General features: G+C 40.2%; 15 protein-coding genes and 1 riboswitch. Of the genes, 1 reads left to right on the forward strand and 14 read right to left on the reverse strand.

What is annotated here, in order from left to right; translation table 11 throughout:
- Positions 1-132 precede the first annotated feature (132 nt).
- From glpX to FNLLGLLA_RS07155, 13 genes are all read right to left on the reverse strand, one after another.
- Positions 133-1095 (reverse strand): class II fructose-bisphosphatase, encoded by a 963-nt coding sequence (glpX, locus tag FNLLGLLA_RS07095; protein WP_024060969.1) that lies wholly within the window; start codon positions 1093-1095, stop codon positions 133-135.
- Positions 1096-1154: 59 nt separating this feature from the next.
- The gene (gene fsa, locus FNLLGLLA_RS07100; protein WP_156696962.1) at positions 1155-1799 is read right to left on the reverse strand and encodes a fructose-6-phosphate aldolase; all 645 of its coding nucleotides are present in this window, start codon (positions 1797-1799) and stop codon (positions 1155-1157) included.
- 13 nt (positions 1800-1812) lie between these two features.
- On the reverse strand, positions 1813-3093 hold the full coding sequence (serS, locus tag FNLLGLLA_RS07105) for a serine--tRNA ligase (protein WP_024060967.1): 1281 nt from the start codon (positions 3091-3093) through the stop codon (positions 1813-1815).
- 125 nt (positions 3094-3218) lie between these two features.
- On the reverse strand, positions 3219-4172 hold the full coding sequence (locus FNLLGLLA_RS07110; protein WP_024060966.1) for a cation diffusion facilitator family transporter: 954 nt from the start codon (positions 4170-4172) through the stop codon (positions 3219-3221).
- A 152-nt stretch (positions 4173-4324) separates the two neighbouring features.
- The gene (guaD, locus tag FNLLGLLA_RS07115; RefSeq protein ID WP_021147867.1) at positions 4325-5611 is read right to left on the reverse strand and encodes a guanine deaminase; all 1287 of its coding nucleotides are present in this window, start codon (positions 5609-5611) and stop codon (positions 4325-4327) included.
- Between the two features lie 129 nt (positions 5612-5740).
- Entirely contained in the window at positions 5741-7066 is a 1326-nt protein-coding gene (locus FNLLGLLA_RS07120; protein WP_232054980.1) for an NCS2 family permease, read from the reverse strand.
- A 77-nt stretch (positions 7067-7143) separates the two neighbouring features.
- Positions 7144-7242: riboswitch (purine riboswitch) on the reverse strand.
- Positions 7243-7385: 143 nt separating this feature from the next.
- Positions 7386-8705 carry a putrescine-ornithine antiporter gene (gene potE, locus FNLLGLLA_RS07125; RefSeq protein WP_021147865.1) on the reverse strand — a complete coding sequence of 440 codons (1320 nt, stop codon included), beginning with the start codon at positions 8703-8705 and terminating at the stop codon, positions 7386-7388.
- A gap of 62 nt (positions 8706-8767) precedes the next feature.
- Positions 8768-10942, reverse strand: a complete 2175-nt coding sequence (locus FNLLGLLA_RS07130) for an ornithine decarboxylase (protein ID WP_021147864.1) — start codon at positions 10940-10942, stop codon at positions 8768-8770.
- Between the two features lie 556 nt (positions 10943-11498).
- Complete coding sequence (gene lysS / locus FNLLGLLA_RS07135; protein WP_156696961.1) at positions 11499-13013, reverse strand: lysine--tRNA ligase; 1515 nt, start codon at positions 13011-13013, stop codon at positions 11499-11501.
- A gap of 29 nt (positions 13014-13042) precedes the next feature.
- Positions 13043-13516 (reverse strand): transcription elongation factor GreA, encoded by a 474-nt coding sequence (gene greA / locus FNLLGLLA_RS07140; RefSeq protein ID WP_004695428.1) that lies wholly within the window; start codon positions 13514-13516, stop codon positions 13043-13045.
- Between the two features lie 123 nt (positions 13517-13639).
- Positions 13640-14626: a tRNA dihydrouridine synthase DusB gene (dusB, locus tag FNLLGLLA_RS07145; RefSeq protein ID WP_156696960.1), complete on the reverse strand. Its 987-nt coding sequence runs from the start codon at positions 14624-14626 to the stop codon at positions 13640-13642.
- A 94-nt stretch (positions 14627-14720) separates the two neighbouring features.
- Positions 14721-15488 carry a type III pantothenate kinase gene (locus FNLLGLLA_RS07150; RefSeq protein ID WP_004695423.1) on the reverse strand — a complete coding sequence of 256 codons (768 nt, stop codon included), beginning with the start codon at positions 15486-15488 and terminating at the stop codon, positions 14721-14723.
- Between the two features lie 9 nt (positions 15489-15497).
- Positions 15498-16472, reverse strand: coding sequence for a biotin--[acetyl-CoA-carboxylase] ligase (locus FNLLGLLA_RS07155; protein ID WP_156696959.1), 975 nt, complete (start codon positions 16470-16472; stop codon positions 15498-15500).
- A 171-nt stretch (positions 16473-16643) separates the two neighbouring features.
- Here FNLLGLLA_RS07155 and FNLLGLLA_RS07160 point away from each other — a divergent pair, with 171 nt between their 5' ends.
- Entirely contained in the window at positions 16644-17987 is a 1344-nt protein-coding gene (locus FNLLGLLA_RS07160; protein WP_004695419.1) for a threonine/serine exporter family protein, read from the forward strand.
- A gap of 53 nt (positions 17988-18040) precedes the next feature.
- Here the strand turns inward: FNLLGLLA_RS07160 and ftsH are convergent, their stop codons facing one another.
- The gene (gene ftsH / locus FNLLGLLA_RS07165) at positions 18041-19969 is read right to left on the reverse strand and encodes an ATP-dependent zinc metalloprotease FtsH (protein WP_156696958.1); all 1929 of its coding nucleotides are present in this window, start codon (positions 19967-19969) and stop codon (positions 18041-18043) included.
- Between the last annotated feature and the right edge of the window lie 7 nt (positions 19970-19976).

Consider the following 19976-nt stretch of genomic DNA (forward strand, 5'->3'; position numbering starts at 1 on the left):
TATACTAAATGTTATTATACTATTTTTCGATATATCTCATCAAGAGAATAAGAGAAAATACAAAGAAAAAAAGCCCTGAATATATCTCAAAAATTTATGTCCAATTTTTGAGTATATTTCAGGGCTTTATTCTTATTTTGCTTTTAATGTTTTAAGTTTATGATCCATATGCACGGTATCAAGGAAGCGAACCGTACCAGTTTTAGACCGCATTACAATAGTATGCGTACGCGCACCACCTGGAAAATATTGAATTGGATTTAATAAGTTACCACGTGTAATGGCAGTAGCCGCAAAGATAACATCATCAGTACGAACTAAATCATTTAATGTGAGCACTTGGTTTACATCGGCAATACCCATTTCATGGCAACGACGAATTTCTTCATCCGTTTCTGGTTTTAAGCGAGCTTGCATATCGCCGCCTACACATTTCAAGGCTGCAGCCGCTAGTACACCTTCAGGTGCACCACCAGTACCTACAACCATGTGTACCCCAGAACCTTCGATACAACATTCCATAGCTGGATTAACATCACCATCAGAGATGAGCATAATGCGAGCCCCTACTTCACGAGCTTCTTTCATCAAGCCTTGATGACGCTCACGATCAAGCATAACCAACGTGATTTCATCTACATTACGTTCCATTTTAGTCGCTACATTTTTGATATTTTCGGTCAAAGATTTCGTAATATCGATAGCACCTGCACCGCGAGGACCAACACAAAGTTTCTCCATGTACATATCTGGTGCATGTAACAAGCCACCTTTTTCTGCAATCGCCATAACTGCAATAGCACCATTTTGACCTTTAGCAATCAAGTTTGTCCCTTCAATAGGATCAACTGCGATATCTACTTCTGGTCCGCCAGCGCCTACGTGTTCTCCGATATAAAGCATAGGAGCTTCATCAATTTCGCCTTCTCCGATAACTACCGTACCAGAAATGCGAACAGAATCAAACGCTTGACGCATAGCATCTACAGCAAGACCATCGGCTGCATCCTTTTGCCCACGGCCAAGCAAACGACCGCTACGCAAAGCTGCGGCTTCAACGACACGAGCAAATTCCAAAGATAATGTACGATCCATAATGGGCCTCCTTATAAGTCCTCTATGTATTGATATGACTCTTACCTAGAGTCTCTAACTTATTGATTAGCTTGTTTCCAATCTTCCATAAATTTTGCTAGTCCTGCATCAGTCAATGGATGTTTCATAGCTTGCATAAGTACTTTAAATGGAACAGTTGCAATATGAGCACCTGCCTTAGCACATTGAATAATATGCAACGGCGTTCTCACACTAGCAGCAATAATTTCAGTTTCAATTTCATGAATAGCGAAAATATCTGCAATATCTTGAATTAATGTAAGGCCATCCATGCTGATATCATCAATGCGCCCCACAAATGGACTCACATAACTTGCACCTGCACGAGCAGCTAATAACGCTTGGTTTGCAGAAAAAATCAAAGTCACATTCGTTTTAATGTCTTCTTTGCGCAAAACAGCAACGGCTTTAAGGCCTTCTGGAGTCATAGGAACTTTAATAACCACGTTAGAGCCTAATTTCACAAGGTCATGTGCTTCCGCCACCATGCCTTCAGTATCAGAGGAAATAACCTCTGCGCTAACAGGTCCATCAACAAGATTTGCAATTTCAGAAATAACTTGTTTCAAATCGCGTTTAGCTTTCACGATAAGCGATGGGTTCGTAGTTACGCCATCAATAAAACCAAAGTCATAGGCCTCTTTAATCTCATCAAATTCTGCTGTATCAATAAAGAATCTCATAAAATGCCCCCTCTTATTTAGCCGGTGAAATCACTTCAACGCCACCCATGTATGGCACGAGAACTTTTGGAATTACAACGGACCCATCGGCTTGTTGATAGTTTTCCAAGATAGCGGCTACTGTACGCCCTACTGCAAGACCAGATCCATTTAATGTATGAACGAATTCCGGTTTACCCTTAGGTCTACGACGGAATTTAATATTAGCACGTCGAGCTTGGAAATCAGTCATATTAGAACAAGAGGAAATTTCTCTATACTTGCCTTGTGCAGGCATCCACACCTCTACATCATAGGTTTTAGCAGAACCAAAGCCCATATCACCTGTGCACAGAGTGATAACACGGAACGGTAATTCTAATAAGCGCAATACTTCTTCTGCATTATCTGTTAATGTTTCTAATTCTTTGAAAGAATCTTCTGGTTTAGCTAATTTAACCATTTCAACTTTGTTAAATTGATGTTGTCGAATAAGGCCACGAGTATCACGCCCCGCAGAACCCGCTTCAGCACGGAAACATGCGGTGAATGCAGTATAGTATTTAGGCAATTCCTCTTCGCTCAAAATTTCACCACCGTGATAATTAGTCAATGTAACCTCAGCAGTTGGAATCAAGAAATATTCCGTTCCCTCTACATGGTACATATCTTCAGCAAATTTAGGCAATTGCCCAGTGCCCGTCAAAGTTTCACGCGTTACCATATATGGAGTCATCATTTCAGTATAGCCATGTTTATCTACATGAAGATCCACCATGAAGTTGATAAGAGCGCGTTCCAAACGAGCCCCTAACCCCTTATACACAGTAAAGCGAGCTCCACTCATTTTGCCTGCACGGTTGAAATCAAGGATATCGAGGCTTTCACCTAAATCCCAATGAGCCTGTACATCAAAATTAAATTGACGTGGTTCGCCCCATTTGCGTTGCTCCACATTTTCATCTTCATCGGCCCCTACAGGAACAGATGCATCACACATATTTGGCAACATCAATGCCGCATCACGCAATTTTGTTTCCACTTCGCGAATACGGTTATCAAGCTCAGCAATCTCATCGCCTACTTTTTTCATTTCTTTGATTTTTTCATCAGCATTTTCTTTGTTGCGTTTTAATTTGCTAATTTCTTCTGTTACAGAATTGCGAAGCGCTTTTAATTCTTCTACTTGGCCGATCAATTGACGACGTTCATCATAAGCGGATACAAAGGTTTTCAGATCGCCTTTTGTATGACGATTATCTAAATTTTGTTGCACTAAATCAATATTTTCACGGACAAATTTTAAATCTAACATACTATAAACCTCATTTTCCAACTATGTTACGCACAATATATTCAATACGTTTAAGTATACCATATATTGGTGTATTTATCATTAAATTATGTGCTATATACTAGACTTCTCACCAATATTTTATATTATTCATCCTCTTCTTCATCTAGCAAATAATCTTTTGCCATCCATTTACGCGTGCCTGTAAAAGAAATGGTCACCCATTTTTCCGTTGGGTTACCGCCGATTTCTTGGTCAATTTCATTGCGAATAGCATCAATTTCAGCAATAGTTTGATATGGAAAACTTTTAGGAACTAAAATATCAATTTCAATGATTCGAGTATTGCCGTATACTTGCACGCTCGTCACATAATCTTTAAAATTATACTTTTCCATAAAGCGATCCATAATTTCTTGCACTTCATTATGCAATGAAGTTGGTGCCCATCCCAATATTTGTTTCATGGATGGCACAATAATACGAAATGCAGATGGTACCATCTGTACAGCTAAAACAATTAATACAATAGGATCAATATAGGTAGCCCATCTAGCATATTCAGTACTTTCTAGCATAGTAGCTACAACGAAACTAATCAAGATAGCCGCTTCTAACAAAGCATCGACATACCAGCTTACATTATCAAATTTAATCAAGTTAGACTGTAAACTTTTATTAATACGACGTACATAAAGATAGTAAGCAGTATCTGCAACAGTAAAGAATATAGCATAGAAAATAGCTGGTCCGAAGTCTACGTGACGTCCACCGCTTAACAAATCCGTAATACCGCTGGATAACGCGTACAGCACGATAAGCAAAATAAAAAAACCTTCCACCGCGAGTACGAGAGGTTCAAATTGCCAATATCCGAACTGAAAGCGCTTACTCGTCTCACGAGCCACTAATTTGGCCGTCATGAGCATCATAATCTTAATAACTACATCGACAAAGGAGAATACACCATCTAATAAGACCGCACTCGACCCGGTCACAATCCCCATTATCGTACCGCTCACAGCCACCAAAGCCATAAGCCCTACGGATTGCATCAGCAGTTTCTGTTCAATGGAGCGCCTTGCCCCTAATATATCCATTGAGCACACTCCTTTCTGACTTATATACATCTTTATTATACACTAATCATCGAAGTGTATAAAATGTATTACAAAAAGTCCACCGTATACCTTATGCACGGTGGACCTTCAATAATCACTAACATATGAACTTTTATTCTATTATATGATAGCTACATAGCCATCGGAGGCTCATCTAACAATTTACCGGCTACATATCTCCCAACAATATGGCGATCATCACCTATATATAGCCACCGTTCCAGACGTTCCTCTATACTCCGTTCATTCGGATCAAACAATTCATGATCATCGATAACAAGAGCATCAAATTCATAGCCGGTTTCAAAGCTACCTACGTCACCAAAGAATTGTCCGCCTCCCTTAGTCGCCATATAGAAAGCTTCCGGTAATGTAAGCGATGCATAGCTGGCATCCACCTCGGCCCACTTCATCTTTGACAAACCCACGGCTTCGGTCAAAACCTTAGCCATACTGATGTCATGGCCTCCTGAAATGTCTGATCCCAGTGCAATGGAAATACCATGATTCAATAATTTTCGTATAGGTGCAATGCCGCTGGACAAATTCACGTTAGAATACGGACAGTGTGCCACCATCGTCTTCGTTTCATGCATCCGCTCCATTTCTTCATCGCTCAGATGAATACAATGAGCCATGACCGTCGGCACTGTACCCATCAGACGATGTTCACAGTATACATCCGTATAACTGGAGGAATCCGGATGAAGTGAATGAACCCATTCAATCTCACCATGATTTTCAGATAAATGCGATTGAATTGGCACATTATACTCCACCGCTAAATCTCCGAGACCACTCATCAGGCGGCTCGTACAGGATGGCACAAAGCGAGGGGTTACAATAGGTCGTACGAGCGGTCCAAACTGTCGAGCCTCTTCAAGCCATACTCTCGTATCATGTAAGGACTGGTCCGTATCCTCAATCAGATAATCGGGACTGTTCCGATCCATATTAACCTTGCCTACAAAAGCGGATAGGCCGGCTTCTGAAAGCAACCTCATCAATAGCAATGTGCTTTCTTTATGAATAGTGCCAAATAAAATACTGCGCGTTGTACCGTAACGCCATAATTCGTTAACAAAAGCGCTATATACCGTCTTTGCGTAGTCTAAATCCGAAAACTTCGCCTCCTCCGGAAATGTATACGTTTCAAGCCAAGGCAGCAATTCTTTATCCATGCCAAGGCCTCGATTGCAAAATTGAGGCGCATGAGCATGGGTATCGACAAATCCGGGAATAATTAAATTATCCCCGTAGTCCTCAACCGGATACGACTCAAATTCGGAGGGAATACTTTCACCACAATATGCGATACGACCGTCACGCACAATCATATAGCCGTTTGGAATCACTGCAAACTCCGCTGGTCGTGATGTATAAATAATATTACCTTTTACTATATAAACGGAATTCATCGAATAATCTCCTCTTTTCAACAATACCGCTTAACCGTAATATACGTACGTCAACTACAATGAACTATAATTGCTCGATGCTACTCTCTCAACAATAAAAACACATATAACAATCCCGACTCTCACAGCTTATATAGCAAAATGTATGATGAAAGCAATGGTCATTACATACATAACAGGATGGATTTCCTTACGACGTCCTGTAATAAGTTTCACCAATGTATAAGAGATAAAACCGAAGGATAAACCTTGCGCAATACTGAAGGTAAGCGGCATAAGAAGAATCGTTAAAAATGCAGGCAACGCTTCCGTAAAATCACCGAAGTCGATATGCGTCACTTCACTCATCATAAATACACCTACGATAACGAGTACCGGAGCTGTTGCTTGAGCAGGTACCAATAAGAATAATGGCGCAAAAAACAGAGCGATTAAATATAATATACCCGTTACGCATGCCGTAAGACCCGTACGTCCACCATCGGCAACAGCGGCCGCACTTTCAATATAGGAAGTTACCGTAGACGTACCGATGATTGCACCGGCCGCGGCACCTATAGATGTACATAGTAATGCATGATTTAACCGTTTAAATTTACCGTCCGCATCAACGAGATTCGCTTTTCGCGTGACACCGATAAGCGTACCGATGTTATCAAACATATCTACAATTGTAATAGAGAAAATAATAGACAAAAATCCATATTTAATAGCACTCATCACATCCAATTGAGCAAATGTATCCACAGGAAATGGCGGCACCAAGTTGAAAATATCCGCACTAGTTTCAGGGACCTTTGTATAACCGAAAATCATGGCCGCAACAGTCGTGATAATCATACCCAACAACAAACCGCCCCTCACCTGCTTGGCTAAGAGCACACTGGTGATGAGCAAACCGGCCAATGTCAACAATACCGCAGGATCCTGCATATTGCCAAGTGTTACGAATGTGGCCTTATCCGCTACGATAATATGAGCATTTTTAAATCCGATAAAAGCAATAAAGAGACCTATACCGACACCAATAGATGTTTTAAGTACCTTGGGAATACCGTCGATGATAAGATTCAAAATACGCGTTATTGTCAAAACAATAAAGACAGCACCGGAAATAAATACGGCACCTAGTGCGGTCTGCCAGGTCAGTCCCATCGATCCGCATATGGTATAGGCGAAGAATGCGCTAAGTCCTAGTCCCGGAGCGACGATAACCGGAACGTTCGCTACTAAACCGATTAAAATTGTCGTAAATGCGGTCGTCAAAATAACTGCCGCAACCGTACTTTCATGAGGCATACCGGATGCAACCAGCAAATTCGGTATAACCGCTAAAATATATACGGAAGCGATGAACATAGTTATGCCCGCAAAAATCTCGGTACGCACATTCGTACCATGCTGAGACAGCTTGAAAAATTTATCAAGCCAGCACCGGTCCTGTCCGTGTCTCACACTCTCATTCGACATCGAATTCATCTTACTTACCTCCTAACTTAAAGAGAAGAAAATAAATAAAAACGACTACAAGAGCATCACAAAATAGCTCTTGTAGTCGTGAATATCGGTTCCCGCTAGAAAGCCTTGACCCATCATGTCAAGGGTATACAAGGTATAGTCTTACTATGAAATTATATATATCAATTGTATAAAATATGTACCGAACAAATATGTCTTAGTTTAAGTATAAAATTATTTTTATATACTGTCAATAATAAATAATAAATAAACATCCTAACAATGCGCCTCCCTCAGGAGGCGCATCGTATAAAGACTATTTCCCGAGATTTCGTTCCAAATCAAATCGGTCCGATACAAAGCCGTACAAGGTCCAGCCCGCAAAGGTTACAATGGCACCATATGTCATTGCTTCAAGACCGGATGCATATAGCGCATATAAGCTATAAATGGAGCCAATGAAAGCGATAAAGGTTGTCCCCTTCAATTCGCCGCCACTGCGGCCCGTAGCTTTCATCAACACGATGATAGCCCCCATCGACAAGAGGTATGGAATGATATTCGTTACAACCGCTAAATTAACGAGCGTTTCAAACTGTTCACTCAAAGATGGACTGATTGTCATCAAGCTGAGGAAGGATTGAATGATTGTAATCGTTACCATACCAACTACAGGTGCATCTTTAGATGTAATCTTGCTGAATAATTTAGGGAAATATCCTTCGTCCGCAGCACCTTTAAATACATTGGCAATGGTAAACTGCCATCCGAGTAAAGATCCGAAACACGACATAACCATAAGACCCATAACGATTTTACCGGCTACACCGTTAAACATGGATGCAAAGGCCAAACCAAACGGTGCATTACTGTTAACGAGTTCATTTGCAGGAACAATACCAAAGATCATATTGGTGGATACGATATAAATAACTGCAACCCCTAATGTACCACCGAGAACTGCTTTCGGTACATTCTTTTCAGGATTATCTACGGCATCCGCATTTGCACAGGCGGACTCAAGGCCAAGAAATGCCCATAAAGTCATAGCGATGGAATTAGTTGCCGCTTCGCCGAACGGCATATTATTAACATTCCAGTTCGCCACATACATATCTGTTGAGAAATAAGCCCAACCGACTGTACTGATTACGATAACCGGTGCAATAACACCCCATACCGTAAAGCTGGATACACGTCCCGTGATGCTGGCACCACCGAAATTCAACGTCGTCGCCAACCACAATGTGACAATCGTATAAATACCGGTCAACAACGGAGTCAACGTAACATCTGCAAAGGTCGCCGCATAGCCTACGGCTGAAATAGCGATAGCAATATTGGCGATTAAAAGAGACACGCCATACGTATAATTCGCCATGAAGTTCCCCGCCTTGCCAAAGGAATATTCGGCATAACCGCCCATACCGCCGCCTTTACGACTGTACATACCGCACTTTGCAAAAGCATAGGCCAAACACATGGAACCTACAGCTGTAATCAGCCATGATACGATTGACAATGATCCTACCTGCGCCAATTTTGTAGGCAGCATGATAATACCTGAGCCCATCATATTTACAGCGGTCAAAATTGTAAGCTGCAATACGGACATCTTATTTTTGCCTGTACTCATAGTTACCTCCTTTTATCTTGTGTATTGTACCGCCGGAAAACCTCCGACGGTACACAGAGGAATTATTTTTCAAATTCTTTTTTCAACACATAACCGAATGCTTTCTTCGTTCCATCCGGCTGTTCCGTAATGTATACGCCTTGAATTTCCGGAGCAAATCCAGGTAATTTGTTGATGCCTTCTTCCAACGCCAAGAAGTAATCACAAGCAGTTTTTGACCAACATTCGCCCGGTTGTACGCACAATACCCCTGGAGGATAAGGAAGCGCACCTTCAAGAGCGATGCGCCCTTCCGCTTCGCTCAACGGTACAAGTTCACCTTTGCCGCGCTGGAATTCAAAATTAGCTTCCTGAGGATTCATAACATATTCCGGGAAGTAATCATATAAGAACAATCGTTGTTGCAAGATACTTACATTCCGGTCTTTATAGAAGTCATGCATTTCCTGACATAGCTGACGAATGTGATATCCCTTGTATTTATCCAAGTGGCTGTAATAAATGGACGGCAATACATCTTGCATAGGTGCATCAGCTTCAATCAATTGTTCAAATCGGACAAGTTGCGCCACTAAATCATCCATCTTCGTCTTTGTTTCCGCCGGTGTCATCAAGAACAGAATGGTATTCAAGTCACATTTTTCAGGAATGATTCCGTTTTCACGCAAGTAGTTTGCAAGAATATTGGCATGAATACCGAAATCTTCGTATTCACCCGTTTCCACATTAATACCCGGTGTAATCAATTGAAATTTACAAGGATCTATGAAATATTGACCTTTGCCATAGCCTTTAAAGGAATGCCATTTCGCATCCGGTTCAAATGCGAAGTAATCCACATCCTGTGCCATTTTCTTTGTGTCGCCGTCTTCCCACTTTTTACCATGTACAACCGGTGGTACTAACGGACGTAGATATTTACAGTGTTTCAATACGGCTTTACGAGCTTCGATAACCGTTTCCACACATTCAATCCATAATTTTTTACCCGCTTCGCCTTCATGCATTTTTGCATTTACGTCAAGGGCTGCAAACAACGGATAGAACGGTGATGTAGAGGCATGCATCATAAACGCATTATTCAAACGTTTATGATTTACATAGCGGTCTTGCCCCTTAATATGCTTATCCTTCTTATGAATCTGAGATGTCTGTGAGAAGCCCGCCTGCTGCTTATGAACGGATTGAGATACCAGGATACCAGGATCATCAGGACCAAGTTCCAAAAGCAACGGACTGCAGTCTTTCATCATAGGGATAAACTGTTCATAGCCGACCCAAGCGGAATCAAAGAAGATATAATCACAGAGATGTCCGATTTTATCGACTACCTGACGCGCATTATAAATGGTCCCGTCATACGTTCCCAATTGAATAACCGCCAACCGGATAGGCCGCTTTGCCTTTGCTTTCTTAGGATCTTTTTCAGCAATCAGCTTGCGAATATATTTTTCATCAAAGCAATGTTCTAAGATACCGCCGATGGACCCGAACGGATTACGTGCCGTTTCAAGATATACAGGTGTTGCGCCGGACATGACGAGCGACCCGTGACAAATCGATTTATGATTATTGCGATCGTATAAAACAATGTCCCCAGGAGTAAGTAATGCATTTAACACGACCTTATTAGAAGATGATGTTCCGTTCAATACAAAATATGTTTTGTCCGCATTATACACCTGTGCAGCATGTTGCTGAGCCTCAACTGCGGAACCTTCATGAATCAGAAGATCACCTAACTTAACGTCCGCATTACAAAGATCGGCGCGGAATACATTTTCTCCGAAGAAATCATAGAAAGCACGTCCTGCAGGATGCTTGCAGAAGAATTGCCCCCCTTGATGCCCCGGGCAGTCAAATTGAGAATTACCGTCCTCTACGTAATTTGCCAAGGCCTGGAAGAATGGCGGTAACATAGATGCTTCATATTTTGCAGCAGCCGCTTCAATCTGTCGTTTATATAAATCAAAATTTGTAGTTGATCCGTCGATAACACGTTCCACCTTACCGATAAAAGGAGAAATATCTACAGACTTATCAAACACAACCAAGAAAACCGGTATACCAAAGGATTGTACCAACTCATTTTCAAGTACATCTGTATCGGACTCGCTAATGACGATGGCCCCCACATCGGTAAAATCAGTTTGACTAAGCTCCACATTTGTACGCCCTTCCATAGAACCGAAGTAGAATTGCGCCTTATGAGAGAAAGCAATTTTTAAATGTTTCATGATGTGTTTCCTCCTAAATTATGTTAACAACGATAATTTAAAGAATATAACTTACACATAGGGTTGATTTATAAAATTTATTAATGAATTCACCTTTACTAAATACACCTCCTTGTTTTAAAGGTAATTCACGTATCTATATTTCTATCTTAACATCTGAATTTTTCATTTAAAAGTGTTTAATTATACACATATATCATAATTATACATTGTGCATGATTTAAATGTATAATCTATACTATTACAGGTATGTGTAAATTTAATCACATATATCTCTATAATATTGGAAAATCAACGATAAATACTATATATCCATGTTCTTTTATTTCATCACAAAGTAAATCAAAATTTTTTATGTATATCATAATGTAATCATAGATAATCCGTACACCATTTTTATATTGTATATCTAATCACACTTCATATATTTATTAATCAACATTATAAGAGTTGATAAAAGCCCGTATCAAAGTGTTTGATACGGGCTTTATATCGATTTTTTTTGTATGCTAAACAGCAAAAAGCTCACCACCATACACGGTAGTGAGCTTTAGAATTAATCTTCTTCAGCTTCAAAATGCTTAGGAGCTTCTGGTTTCATCAATGGGAACAATAATACATCTCGAATAGATGCAGAGTCTGTTAAGAACATAACAAGACGGTCGATACCAACACCAAGACCAGCTGTTGGAGGTAAACCGTATTCAAGAGCTGTAACGAAGTCTTCATCCATGCGGTGAGCTTCATCATCGCCCGCTTCACGTTCTTTTAATTGATCCAAGAAACGTTGTTTTTGGTCGATTGGATCATTTAACTCGGAGAAGCCATTTGCCAATTCACGACCATAGATGAAAGCTTCAAAACGTTCTGTAGCCAATGGATTTTCACGACTTGCTTTAGCAAGTGGAGAAATCTCTTTAGGATGACCATATACGATAGTTGGCTGAATCAAGTTTTCTTCTACATAATCTTCGAAGCAAAGATTTAAGATTTTACCAATACCATCATTTTCTGTGTATTCTACATTTAAGCGATCAGCAATAGCACGAGCTTCTTCTATAGTTGTGACTGCATCAAAATCTTCACCAGTGTATTTTTTTACACCTTCAGCCATTGTGATACGATTCCAAGGAGGAGTCAAATTAATTTCTGTACCTTGGTATGTAATTTCTTGTGTACCAAGTACTTCTTGAGCACAGTAGGACACAAGATTTTCTGTTAAGCGAATGGCATCCTCTACATCGCCATAGGCTTGGTACGATTCGATAGTAGTAAACTCTGGATTATGACGATTATCGATACCTTCGTTACGGAAGCAACGGTTCATTTCGAACACGCGGTCCATACCACCAACGATTAAACGTTTGAGATACAATTCTGGTGCAATACGCATGTAAATATCGATATCAAGCGCATTATGGTGAGTGATAAATGGACGTGCAGCAGCCCCACCAGGGATAGCATGCATCATCGGTGTTTCCACTTCCATGAAGCCATCACGCATCATGTATTCGCGAATCTTAGCAACGATTTGAGAGCGTTTTACAAATGTATCACGCACTTCAGGATTTACAATCAAATCAACATAGCGTTGACGGTAACGAAGTTCTGTATCCTTTAATCCATGCCATTTTTCTGGTAATGGACGTAAAGACTTAGATAACAATGTTAATTTGTTAACTTTAATGGTAACTTCACCGGTATGTGTTTTAAATACGTGACCTTCTACGCCGATGATATCACCGATATCAAGCATTTTAACGTATTTATAAGCATCTTCGCCCAATACATCTTTACGGAAGTATACTTGAATATCACCTGATTTATCACGAATATTCGCAAATGCCGTTTTACCATGGGAACGGATTGTCATCAAACGACCTGCAATAACTACAGGCTGACCATCATATTTCAAGAAGAAGTCTTCTTTAATATCTTTTGCGTAATCTTTTACGACAAAACGTTGGCCAAATGGGTAAATACCATCAGCTTCATATTCGGCTAATTTATCGCGGCGAATTTGCATTTGCTCATTCAGCTCTTCTTGTACATTTTTAATTTCTTCACTCATGTTATCGCCTCTTTGTCGGTAATTGTAAATTATTGGATTGCTAACACTTTGAATGTTACAGGACCATCTGGTGTGGAAACCTCTACTTCATCGCCCTTACGTTTACCCAAAATAGCTTTACCTACAGGAGATTCATTAGAGATACGATTGTTAAATGGATCCGCTTCAGAGGAACCAACGATAACATATTCCAATTCATCGTTGTACATAGTGTCAAGTACAGTAACTTTACTACCTACAGATACAACGTCACCTTTTACAGATTCATCGATGATCTTCGCAGTGTTAATCTTATTCTCTAACTCTACAATATGACCTTCAATAAAAGCTTGTTCATTTTTTGCATCATCATATTCAGAGTTTTCACTGATATCGCCATATTCAATAGCAGTTTTAATACGTTCAGATACTTCAATACGGCGTACAGATTTATAGTACGCTAATTCTTCTTCTAACTTCTTTAAACCTTCGGCGGTGAGTAATGTTTCTTTTACGTCTGCCATGGGTACCCCACTCTTTCTACATATAAATAATAAGAAAAAGTGTCATAATAAGATGACACCTTATCTCTTGTTTCTAAATTATCTCAATCATTATATAAAAATACTATTTATTTGTCAATCTGACTACCCTTCGGACAGTATTTTGCGATATGATTCTAGCTCATTGTGAAAGCTCGTTACAGTATGAATTGTATTCACTCGATTGCGCCAATATGCAGATTCCGGAAGTCCCTTCATATACCAGCCCGCATGAGTGCGTATCTCCTTAACGGCCATACTTTCACCCTTGTATTGGCATAACAAGTCAAAATGCTTTAATAACATATCTAGACGCTCTATATCGGTCGGAGCCGGCAATACTTCACCAGTGGCTAAATAATGATGAATACGACCAAAGATCCAAGGATTCCCCTGTGCACCACGGCCTACCATTACAGCATCACAACCGGTTTCATCAAGCATTTGCTTAGCATCTTCAGGATTCACTATATCTCCATTGCCAAGTACGGGTACAGATACCGCTTCTTTCACAGCCTTAATATAAGACCAGTCCGCATGTCCACTATACATTTGCTCCTTTGTACGCCCATGTACGGCTATAGCAGCCACACCTGTAGACTCAATGCGTTTTGCAAAATCCACAACATTAATAGAGTCACTATCCCAACCGATACGCATTTTTACAGTAACAGGTACATCAACAGCCTCAACAGCGGCTTCTGCAACACGTGCCGCTAGATCAGGATTTTTCATAAGTGCCGAACCATCGCCAGAGGTAACTACCTTTTTTACAGGACAGCCCATGTTTATATCTACAATATCGGCACCCGCATCGGCCACAACCTTAGCCCCCAAAGCGATTGCTTCTGGATTAGAGCCAAAAATTTGCATGGATACAGGACGTTCTGCCTCTTCAATGCGCAATAATTCATGAGTACGTTCATTCTTATATTTAATGCCCATAGCACTGACCATTTCGGTACATACCAAGGCTGCACCTTGTTCTTTGGCCAGTAGTCGATACGCAATATCGCTAACCCCTGCCATAGGCGCTAATATGGCTTGACCATCAATTTTGACAGCCCCAATTTGCCACTGTTTATTATTCATATAATTCTATTTCCCTTAATAAAAAAGGTACAGCATAAGCTGTACCCGAATGTACACTACTTCGTTACCTATACGTAACTATATTATAGTAGCATTATTTATTTCTTTCGTAAATAAGGCGTAAGCCTTCTAATGTAAGCATAGGTTCTACATGGTCAATGCAGTCTGTAGCACTGCTAATAAGCTGTGCCAAACCACCTGTAGCCACTACAGTTACATGATTTCCCATTTCCGCTTTCATACGAGACACGAGGCCTTCTACTTGACCTACATAACCGTAGAACATACCAGATTGCATAGAAGACACCGTATTCCGGCAAATGACTTGCCCAGGGTCTCTCACATCGATACGAGGTAATTTGGCCGCCCGTTGGAATAAAGCCTCTGCAGAAATTGTTACCCCTGGAGTAATAACCCCGCCCATATAATCGCCATTACCTTGTACCGCACAATAAGTTGTAGCCGTACCAAAATCGATGATAATTAAATCGCCCTTATAAAGCTCATGTGCTGCTACAGCATTTACAATACGGTCAGCCCCTACTTCACGAGGATTATCATACTTAATAGCGATGCCAGTTTTAGTACCTGGACCTACAATAAGAGGATTTACATTAAAGTAGCGCAAACACACGCGCTCTAATGTAGGCATTAATGGTGGTACAACCGAGGAAATAATGATAGCATTAATATCTTTTACATCAACCTTACGGTCGTGAAAGAATAAGTTCATCATCAGCATGCCATATTCATCGGTGGTACGGACCCGATCTGTGGAAATACGCCAGTGACCCACAAGTTCTGTCTTGTCGTATACACCGAGAACAATATTGGTGTTTCCCACATCAATTACTAATAACATTAATGCCTCCTATTTACGTGGACGAATTGATACGTCCCCTGCCACAATACGTTTAATTGTCCCATCTGAGATTCTTACTAATAAATTACCATCTTCATCAATATCTGTAGCTACCCCTTCATAGGTATTGCCAGGAGCACGCACTTCAATTTCTTCACCGAGAGTAACAGATAATTGACGCCATTCATTAAGGGTTTCGTCAAAGCCACTATCGAGCACTTCATAATATTGATGTTCTAGTTCTTCTAATATAAGTCTAAATGCTTCTGTGCGCTCAATATCAATATCTTCCATCGCAAGGGATGTAGCAATTAATTTTAACTCTTCTGGTAATTCTTCTTGTTTTGTTTTTACGTTGACCCCAATGCCCATTACAATATGAGAAATTTCTTCCATAGAACCAGACATTTCAGTCAAAATACCTACTAGCTTACGACCATTCACAAGAATATCATTAGGCCACTTTATCCCCACATCAGTGAGTCCCATCTTATGAAAGGCCTTTGTTAAAGCCACTGCAGCCATCAAAGTACACTTTGGAGCCTCTACAGGTGGAAAATCAGGGCGTAAAATCAAGCTAAACCACAAGCCTTTGCCAAATGGAGAATACCAACCGCGAGATAAACGCCCACGACCAGCAGCCTGTTCCTCAGTAACCACAACCGTACCTTCTTCTGCACCTTGTTGAGCTAAACGACGAGCTTCTAAGTTCGTAGACTCCGTGGTATCCATATAAACATATCGTTTACCAAATACATCTGTTTTTAAGATTTGTTTCATTGCCAAGGGGCTCAACAAATCAGGTTCTTCCAATAATCGATACCCTCTCTTGGTATAAGATTCAATTTTGTAGCCTTTTTGACGTAACGCCTTGATATGTTTCCAAATAGCTGTGCGCGAAACATGGCAGGCTTCGGACATATCTTGTCCCGATACGAAACTACCTTGGTTTTGTCTCAAGAATTCTAGCACTTCATCACGCATAGTTTAGAGCCCCTTTCTTTGTCAACCTAGGTTTACAATTCGATTGTACAAGTGTACCTTGTAAAATGCAAGGATTATTTAAAATAATTAATGTTATAATGTATATAGTATAAAGGTATACATAAAAAAATAGATAACAATAATGCTATCTATTATCCTTCGGAGAGATATATGAAACAGTTTACATTAGAAGAGAAAAATCAAGTTTTAGAGAACCCTTTTATCCATATTCATCGAAAACTGGATGTACTACTCAATATAGGGAAGTTACTAATGGAATGTGGGGCAAATACAAATCGAATCATTGAGGAAATGCTAAAAGCCGCAACATTTATGGGAATTCCTCATGATTACTTAAATATCCATATTTCATATACCACTATTATGGTCAATCTATTACACAAAGAACGATCCATAACGGTCTTCAGAAAAACACCGGTTCATATTCCGAATATGGCTATGATCAATGCCGTATCAAAGCTCACATGGCGCGCCTTTGAGCGACATTACTCACTAACGACCTATGAACGACTAATTGCCAAACTGGATACAACTATACCGACGTATCCAAACTGGATAAAAGGACTAGCTTGTGCACTAGGTTCGGCAGGTCTTGCATACCTTTACAGTGGCGATATCATCGCATTCATCGTTACTATCATATGTTCTAGTATTGGTTATTTTACGCGCACCCTATCAGGCAGATTAGGGCTTAATGAATATGTAGGAATCGCATTAGGCGGATTTGGTGCCATGATATCGGCTTACGCTTTTTATAGTCATGTAAATAATGAATCCTTACTATATGTACTCGTTTGCTGTACCTTGTTCATGATTCCTGGGGTACCATTGATCAATTGTGTCATCGATATCATTAATAATCATATTTTATCGGGCATGACACGCGCTATAAGAACACTACTCATCGTGGGTAGCATGACTTTAGGTATGGCTATGGCACTCTACTTTAGCCCTGCACCAGCATTTAATTTTGTTGATATTAAACCTCATGTTATTTCCATAGAGCAAGTTATCGGTTCTTTTACAGCTGCAGCCGCTTTTGCGGTACTTTTTAATGCTCCTGTCAGACTATTAGTATCCATTGGTATTGGTGGCGTACTATGTGTATGTATTCGCAATATACTATCCGTAGAATTAGGATTTTCTACACCAGGTGCTACCTTTATTGGTGCTGCCATTATGAGTATTATTTTTGTAAAAGTTTCTACTTGGTTAAAAACATCTAGCACTATCATTATCGTACCGTCTGCCATCGCATTAATGCCCGGTATACTGTACTACCGATTTCTCTTCGACATGTTACACATCAATGCATTAAATGATGCTAGTCTAATCCTTATGATACAAAATGGTGTAACTGGCACATTTACAACTATAGCTATAGCAATCGGTGTAGCTATACCAAATGTTTTGGCACAAAAATATTTGCAAAAACTAAAAGAACAACGCATGACAGAACTTCTTGCCACACGTCATATAAACGATGGACAGTAAAAAAGAGCTAGCCTTCTAAAAAGGCTAGCTCTTTTTCATTTGGACAAAATCCATTATTTAATTTCATTAGATGATGCTTCACTAGGATCTGCTACAGTACTAGTTATTTCTTTAGCATCAACACTCTCTGGTACTACGCTACCTTCTACTTCAGAAACTACTTTAGGCTCCTCAGCTTCAGGTTCTTTTGTTGTACCATATTTGTAAAGATTATCTACCGCTTTCGCATCGATTGTTTCCTCTTCTAACAAAGCATTTGCCATGTCATGTAAGAATTTTTCATTATCGCTAAGAAGTTTTGTTACATCTTTATAAGCTTCTTCTACGATACGATGAATTTCAGAGTCGATTTTCGCAGCGATTTCTTCACTATAGTTGCGTTCATGGCCTAGGTTTTTTCCTAAGAAGATTTGTTCTTGTTGTTCACCAAACACGATAGGACCAAGCTCATCGCTCATCCCCCAACGCGTTACCATAGCGCGAGCAGTATTAGTTACACTTTGAAGGTCCCCAGAAGCGCCTGTACTGATTTCATCTAAAATCAAGGCTTCTGCAATTCGACCACCAAGAGCAACTCGAATATCTGCTAATAATTGAGATTTTGTTTTGTAGTTTTGTTCCTCAGTAGGAAGCATCATAGTGTAGCCACCAGCTGCACCACGAGGAATAATCGTTACTTTATGAACAGGATCTGCATGAGGCAATAGATGTGCCACGATAGCATGACCAGATTCATGGTATGCTGTCAATTTACGATCCTTATCGCTCACAATATGACTGCGGCGTTCAGGTCCCATACTAACTTTTTCACTGGCTTCTTCAACTTCAGCCATAGTAATTACTTTTTTGTTAAGACGAGCCGCCAAAAGAGCTGCTTCATTTAACAAATTGCTCAAGTCTGCACCAGTAAAGCCTGGAGTTTTCTTCGCAATTATTTTCAAGTCTACATCATCAGCCAAAGGCTTATTACGAGCATGAACTTTCAAAATTGCTTCACGGCCGCGTAGATCTGGGCGACCTACGATAACTTGACGGTCAAAACGACCTGGACGTAAAAGTGCAGGATCTAGAATATCTGGGCGGTTTGTTGCAGCGATAGTAATAATACCTTCGTTGGCACCAAAGCCATCCATTTCAACGAGCAATTGGTTTAATGTTTGTTCACGTTCATCGTGACCACCACCAAGGCCAGCACCACGTTGGCGACCAACCGCATCAATTTCGTCTATAAAGATGATACATGGGGCGTTCTTTTTCGCTTGTGTGAAAAGATCACGCACACGAGAAGCACCAACACCAACGAACATCTCTACAAAGTCAGAACCAGAAATCGTAAAGAATGGTACCCCTGCTTCACCAGCAACAGCTTTAGCAAGTAATGTTTTGCCTGTACCTGGAGGTCCTGCCAATAATACACCTTTCGGAATTTTAGCACCGATAGTTGTAAATTTGCCTGGATCCTTTAAGAACTCTACTACTTCTTCTAATTCTTGTTTTGCTTCTTCAGCGCCAGCTACATCTTTGAAGCTAACCTTTACATTGCCTTCACCCATCAATTTAGCACGGCTTTTACCAAAGTTCATCACTCGGCCACCGCCACCTTGCGTTTGTTGCATGATGAAGAAGAATAATACTACCAAGATGATAATCGGAATAGCAGAACCTAACAAGCTCATCCACCAAGCAGGTTGCTCAGGTGGAGCTGCAGTAATTTCTACACCATTATCTTGTAAAGTTTTGATTAATGTTTCATCAGTTGGCGCATAAGAATTGAATTCTGTTCCATTTTTTAGTTTACCTTTAATACCATGATCATTGGTAATCGTTACGGACTCAACCTTTTTCTGTTGTACTTGTTGAATAAATCCTGTATAACTGAGTTCAGATTTATTCGCACTTTGACCAGAGAAAGCGTCAATGGCGATAACGAAAGCGGCAATGATAAGTAAATAAAGGACGATATTTTTTGTAAATCGACCCAAAATATTC

Origin of the sequence: Veillonella parvula (genome assembly GCF_902810435.1) — a bacterium.
Lineage (GTDB): Bacteria > Bacillota > Negativicutes > Veillonellales > Veillonellaceae > Veillonella.

What these genes read in the sequence shown, in the direction of transcription:
- glpX (WP_024060969.1), bottom strand. Translation starts at nt 1,095, where the DNA reads ATGGATCGTACATTATCTTTGGAATTTGCTCGTGTCGTTGAAGCCGCA.
- fsa (WP_156696962.1), bottom strand. Translation starts at nt 1,799, where the DNA reads ATGAGATTCTTTATTGATACAGCAGAATTTGATGAGATTAAAGAGGCC.
- serS (WP_024060967.1), bottom strand. Translation starts at nt 3,093, where the DNA reads ATGTTAGATTTAAAATTTGTCCGTGAAAATATTGATTTAGTGCAACAA.
- FNLLGLLA_RS07110 (WP_024060966.1), bottom strand. Translation starts at nt 4,172, where the DNA reads ATGGATATATTAGGGGCAAGGCGCTCCATTGAACAGAAACTGCTGATG.
- guaD (WP_021147867.1), bottom strand. Translation starts at nt 5,611, where the DNA reads ATGAATTCCGTTTATATAGTAAAAGGTAATATTATTTATACATCACGA.
- potE (WP_021147865.1), bottom strand. Translation starts at nt 8,705, where the DNA reads ATGAGTACAGGCAAAAATAAGATGTCCGTATTGCAGCTTACAATTTTG.
- FNLLGLLA_RS07130 (WP_021147864.1), bottom strand. Translation starts at nt 10,942, where the DNA reads ATGAAACATTTAAAAATTGCTTTCTCTCATAAGGCGCAATTCTACTTC.
- lysS (WP_156696961.1), bottom strand. Translation starts at nt 13,013, where the DNA reads ATGAGTGAAGAAATTAAAAATGTACAAGAAGAGCTGAATGAGCAAATG.
- greA (WP_004695428.1), bottom strand. Translation starts at nt 13,516, where the DNA reads ATGGCAGACGTAAAAGAAACATTACTCACCGCCGAAGGTTTAAAGAAG.
- dusB (WP_156696960.1), bottom strand. Translation starts at nt 14,626, where the DNA reads ATGAATAATAAACAGTGGCAAATTGGGGCTGTCAAAATTGATGGTCAA.
- FNLLGLLA_RS07150 (WP_004695423.1), bottom strand. Translation starts at nt 15,488, where the DNA reads ATGTTATTAGTAATTGATGTGGGAAACACCAATATTGTTCTCGGTGTA.
- FNLLGLLA_RS07155 (WP_156696959.1), bottom strand. Translation starts at nt 16,472, where the DNA reads ATGCGTGATGAAGTGCTAGAATTCTTGAGACAAAACCAAGGTAGTTTC.
- FNLLGLLA_RS07160 (WP_004695419.1), top strand. Translation starts at nt 16,644, where the DNA reads ATGAAACAGTTTACATTAGAAGAGAAAAATCAAGTTTTAGAGAACCCT.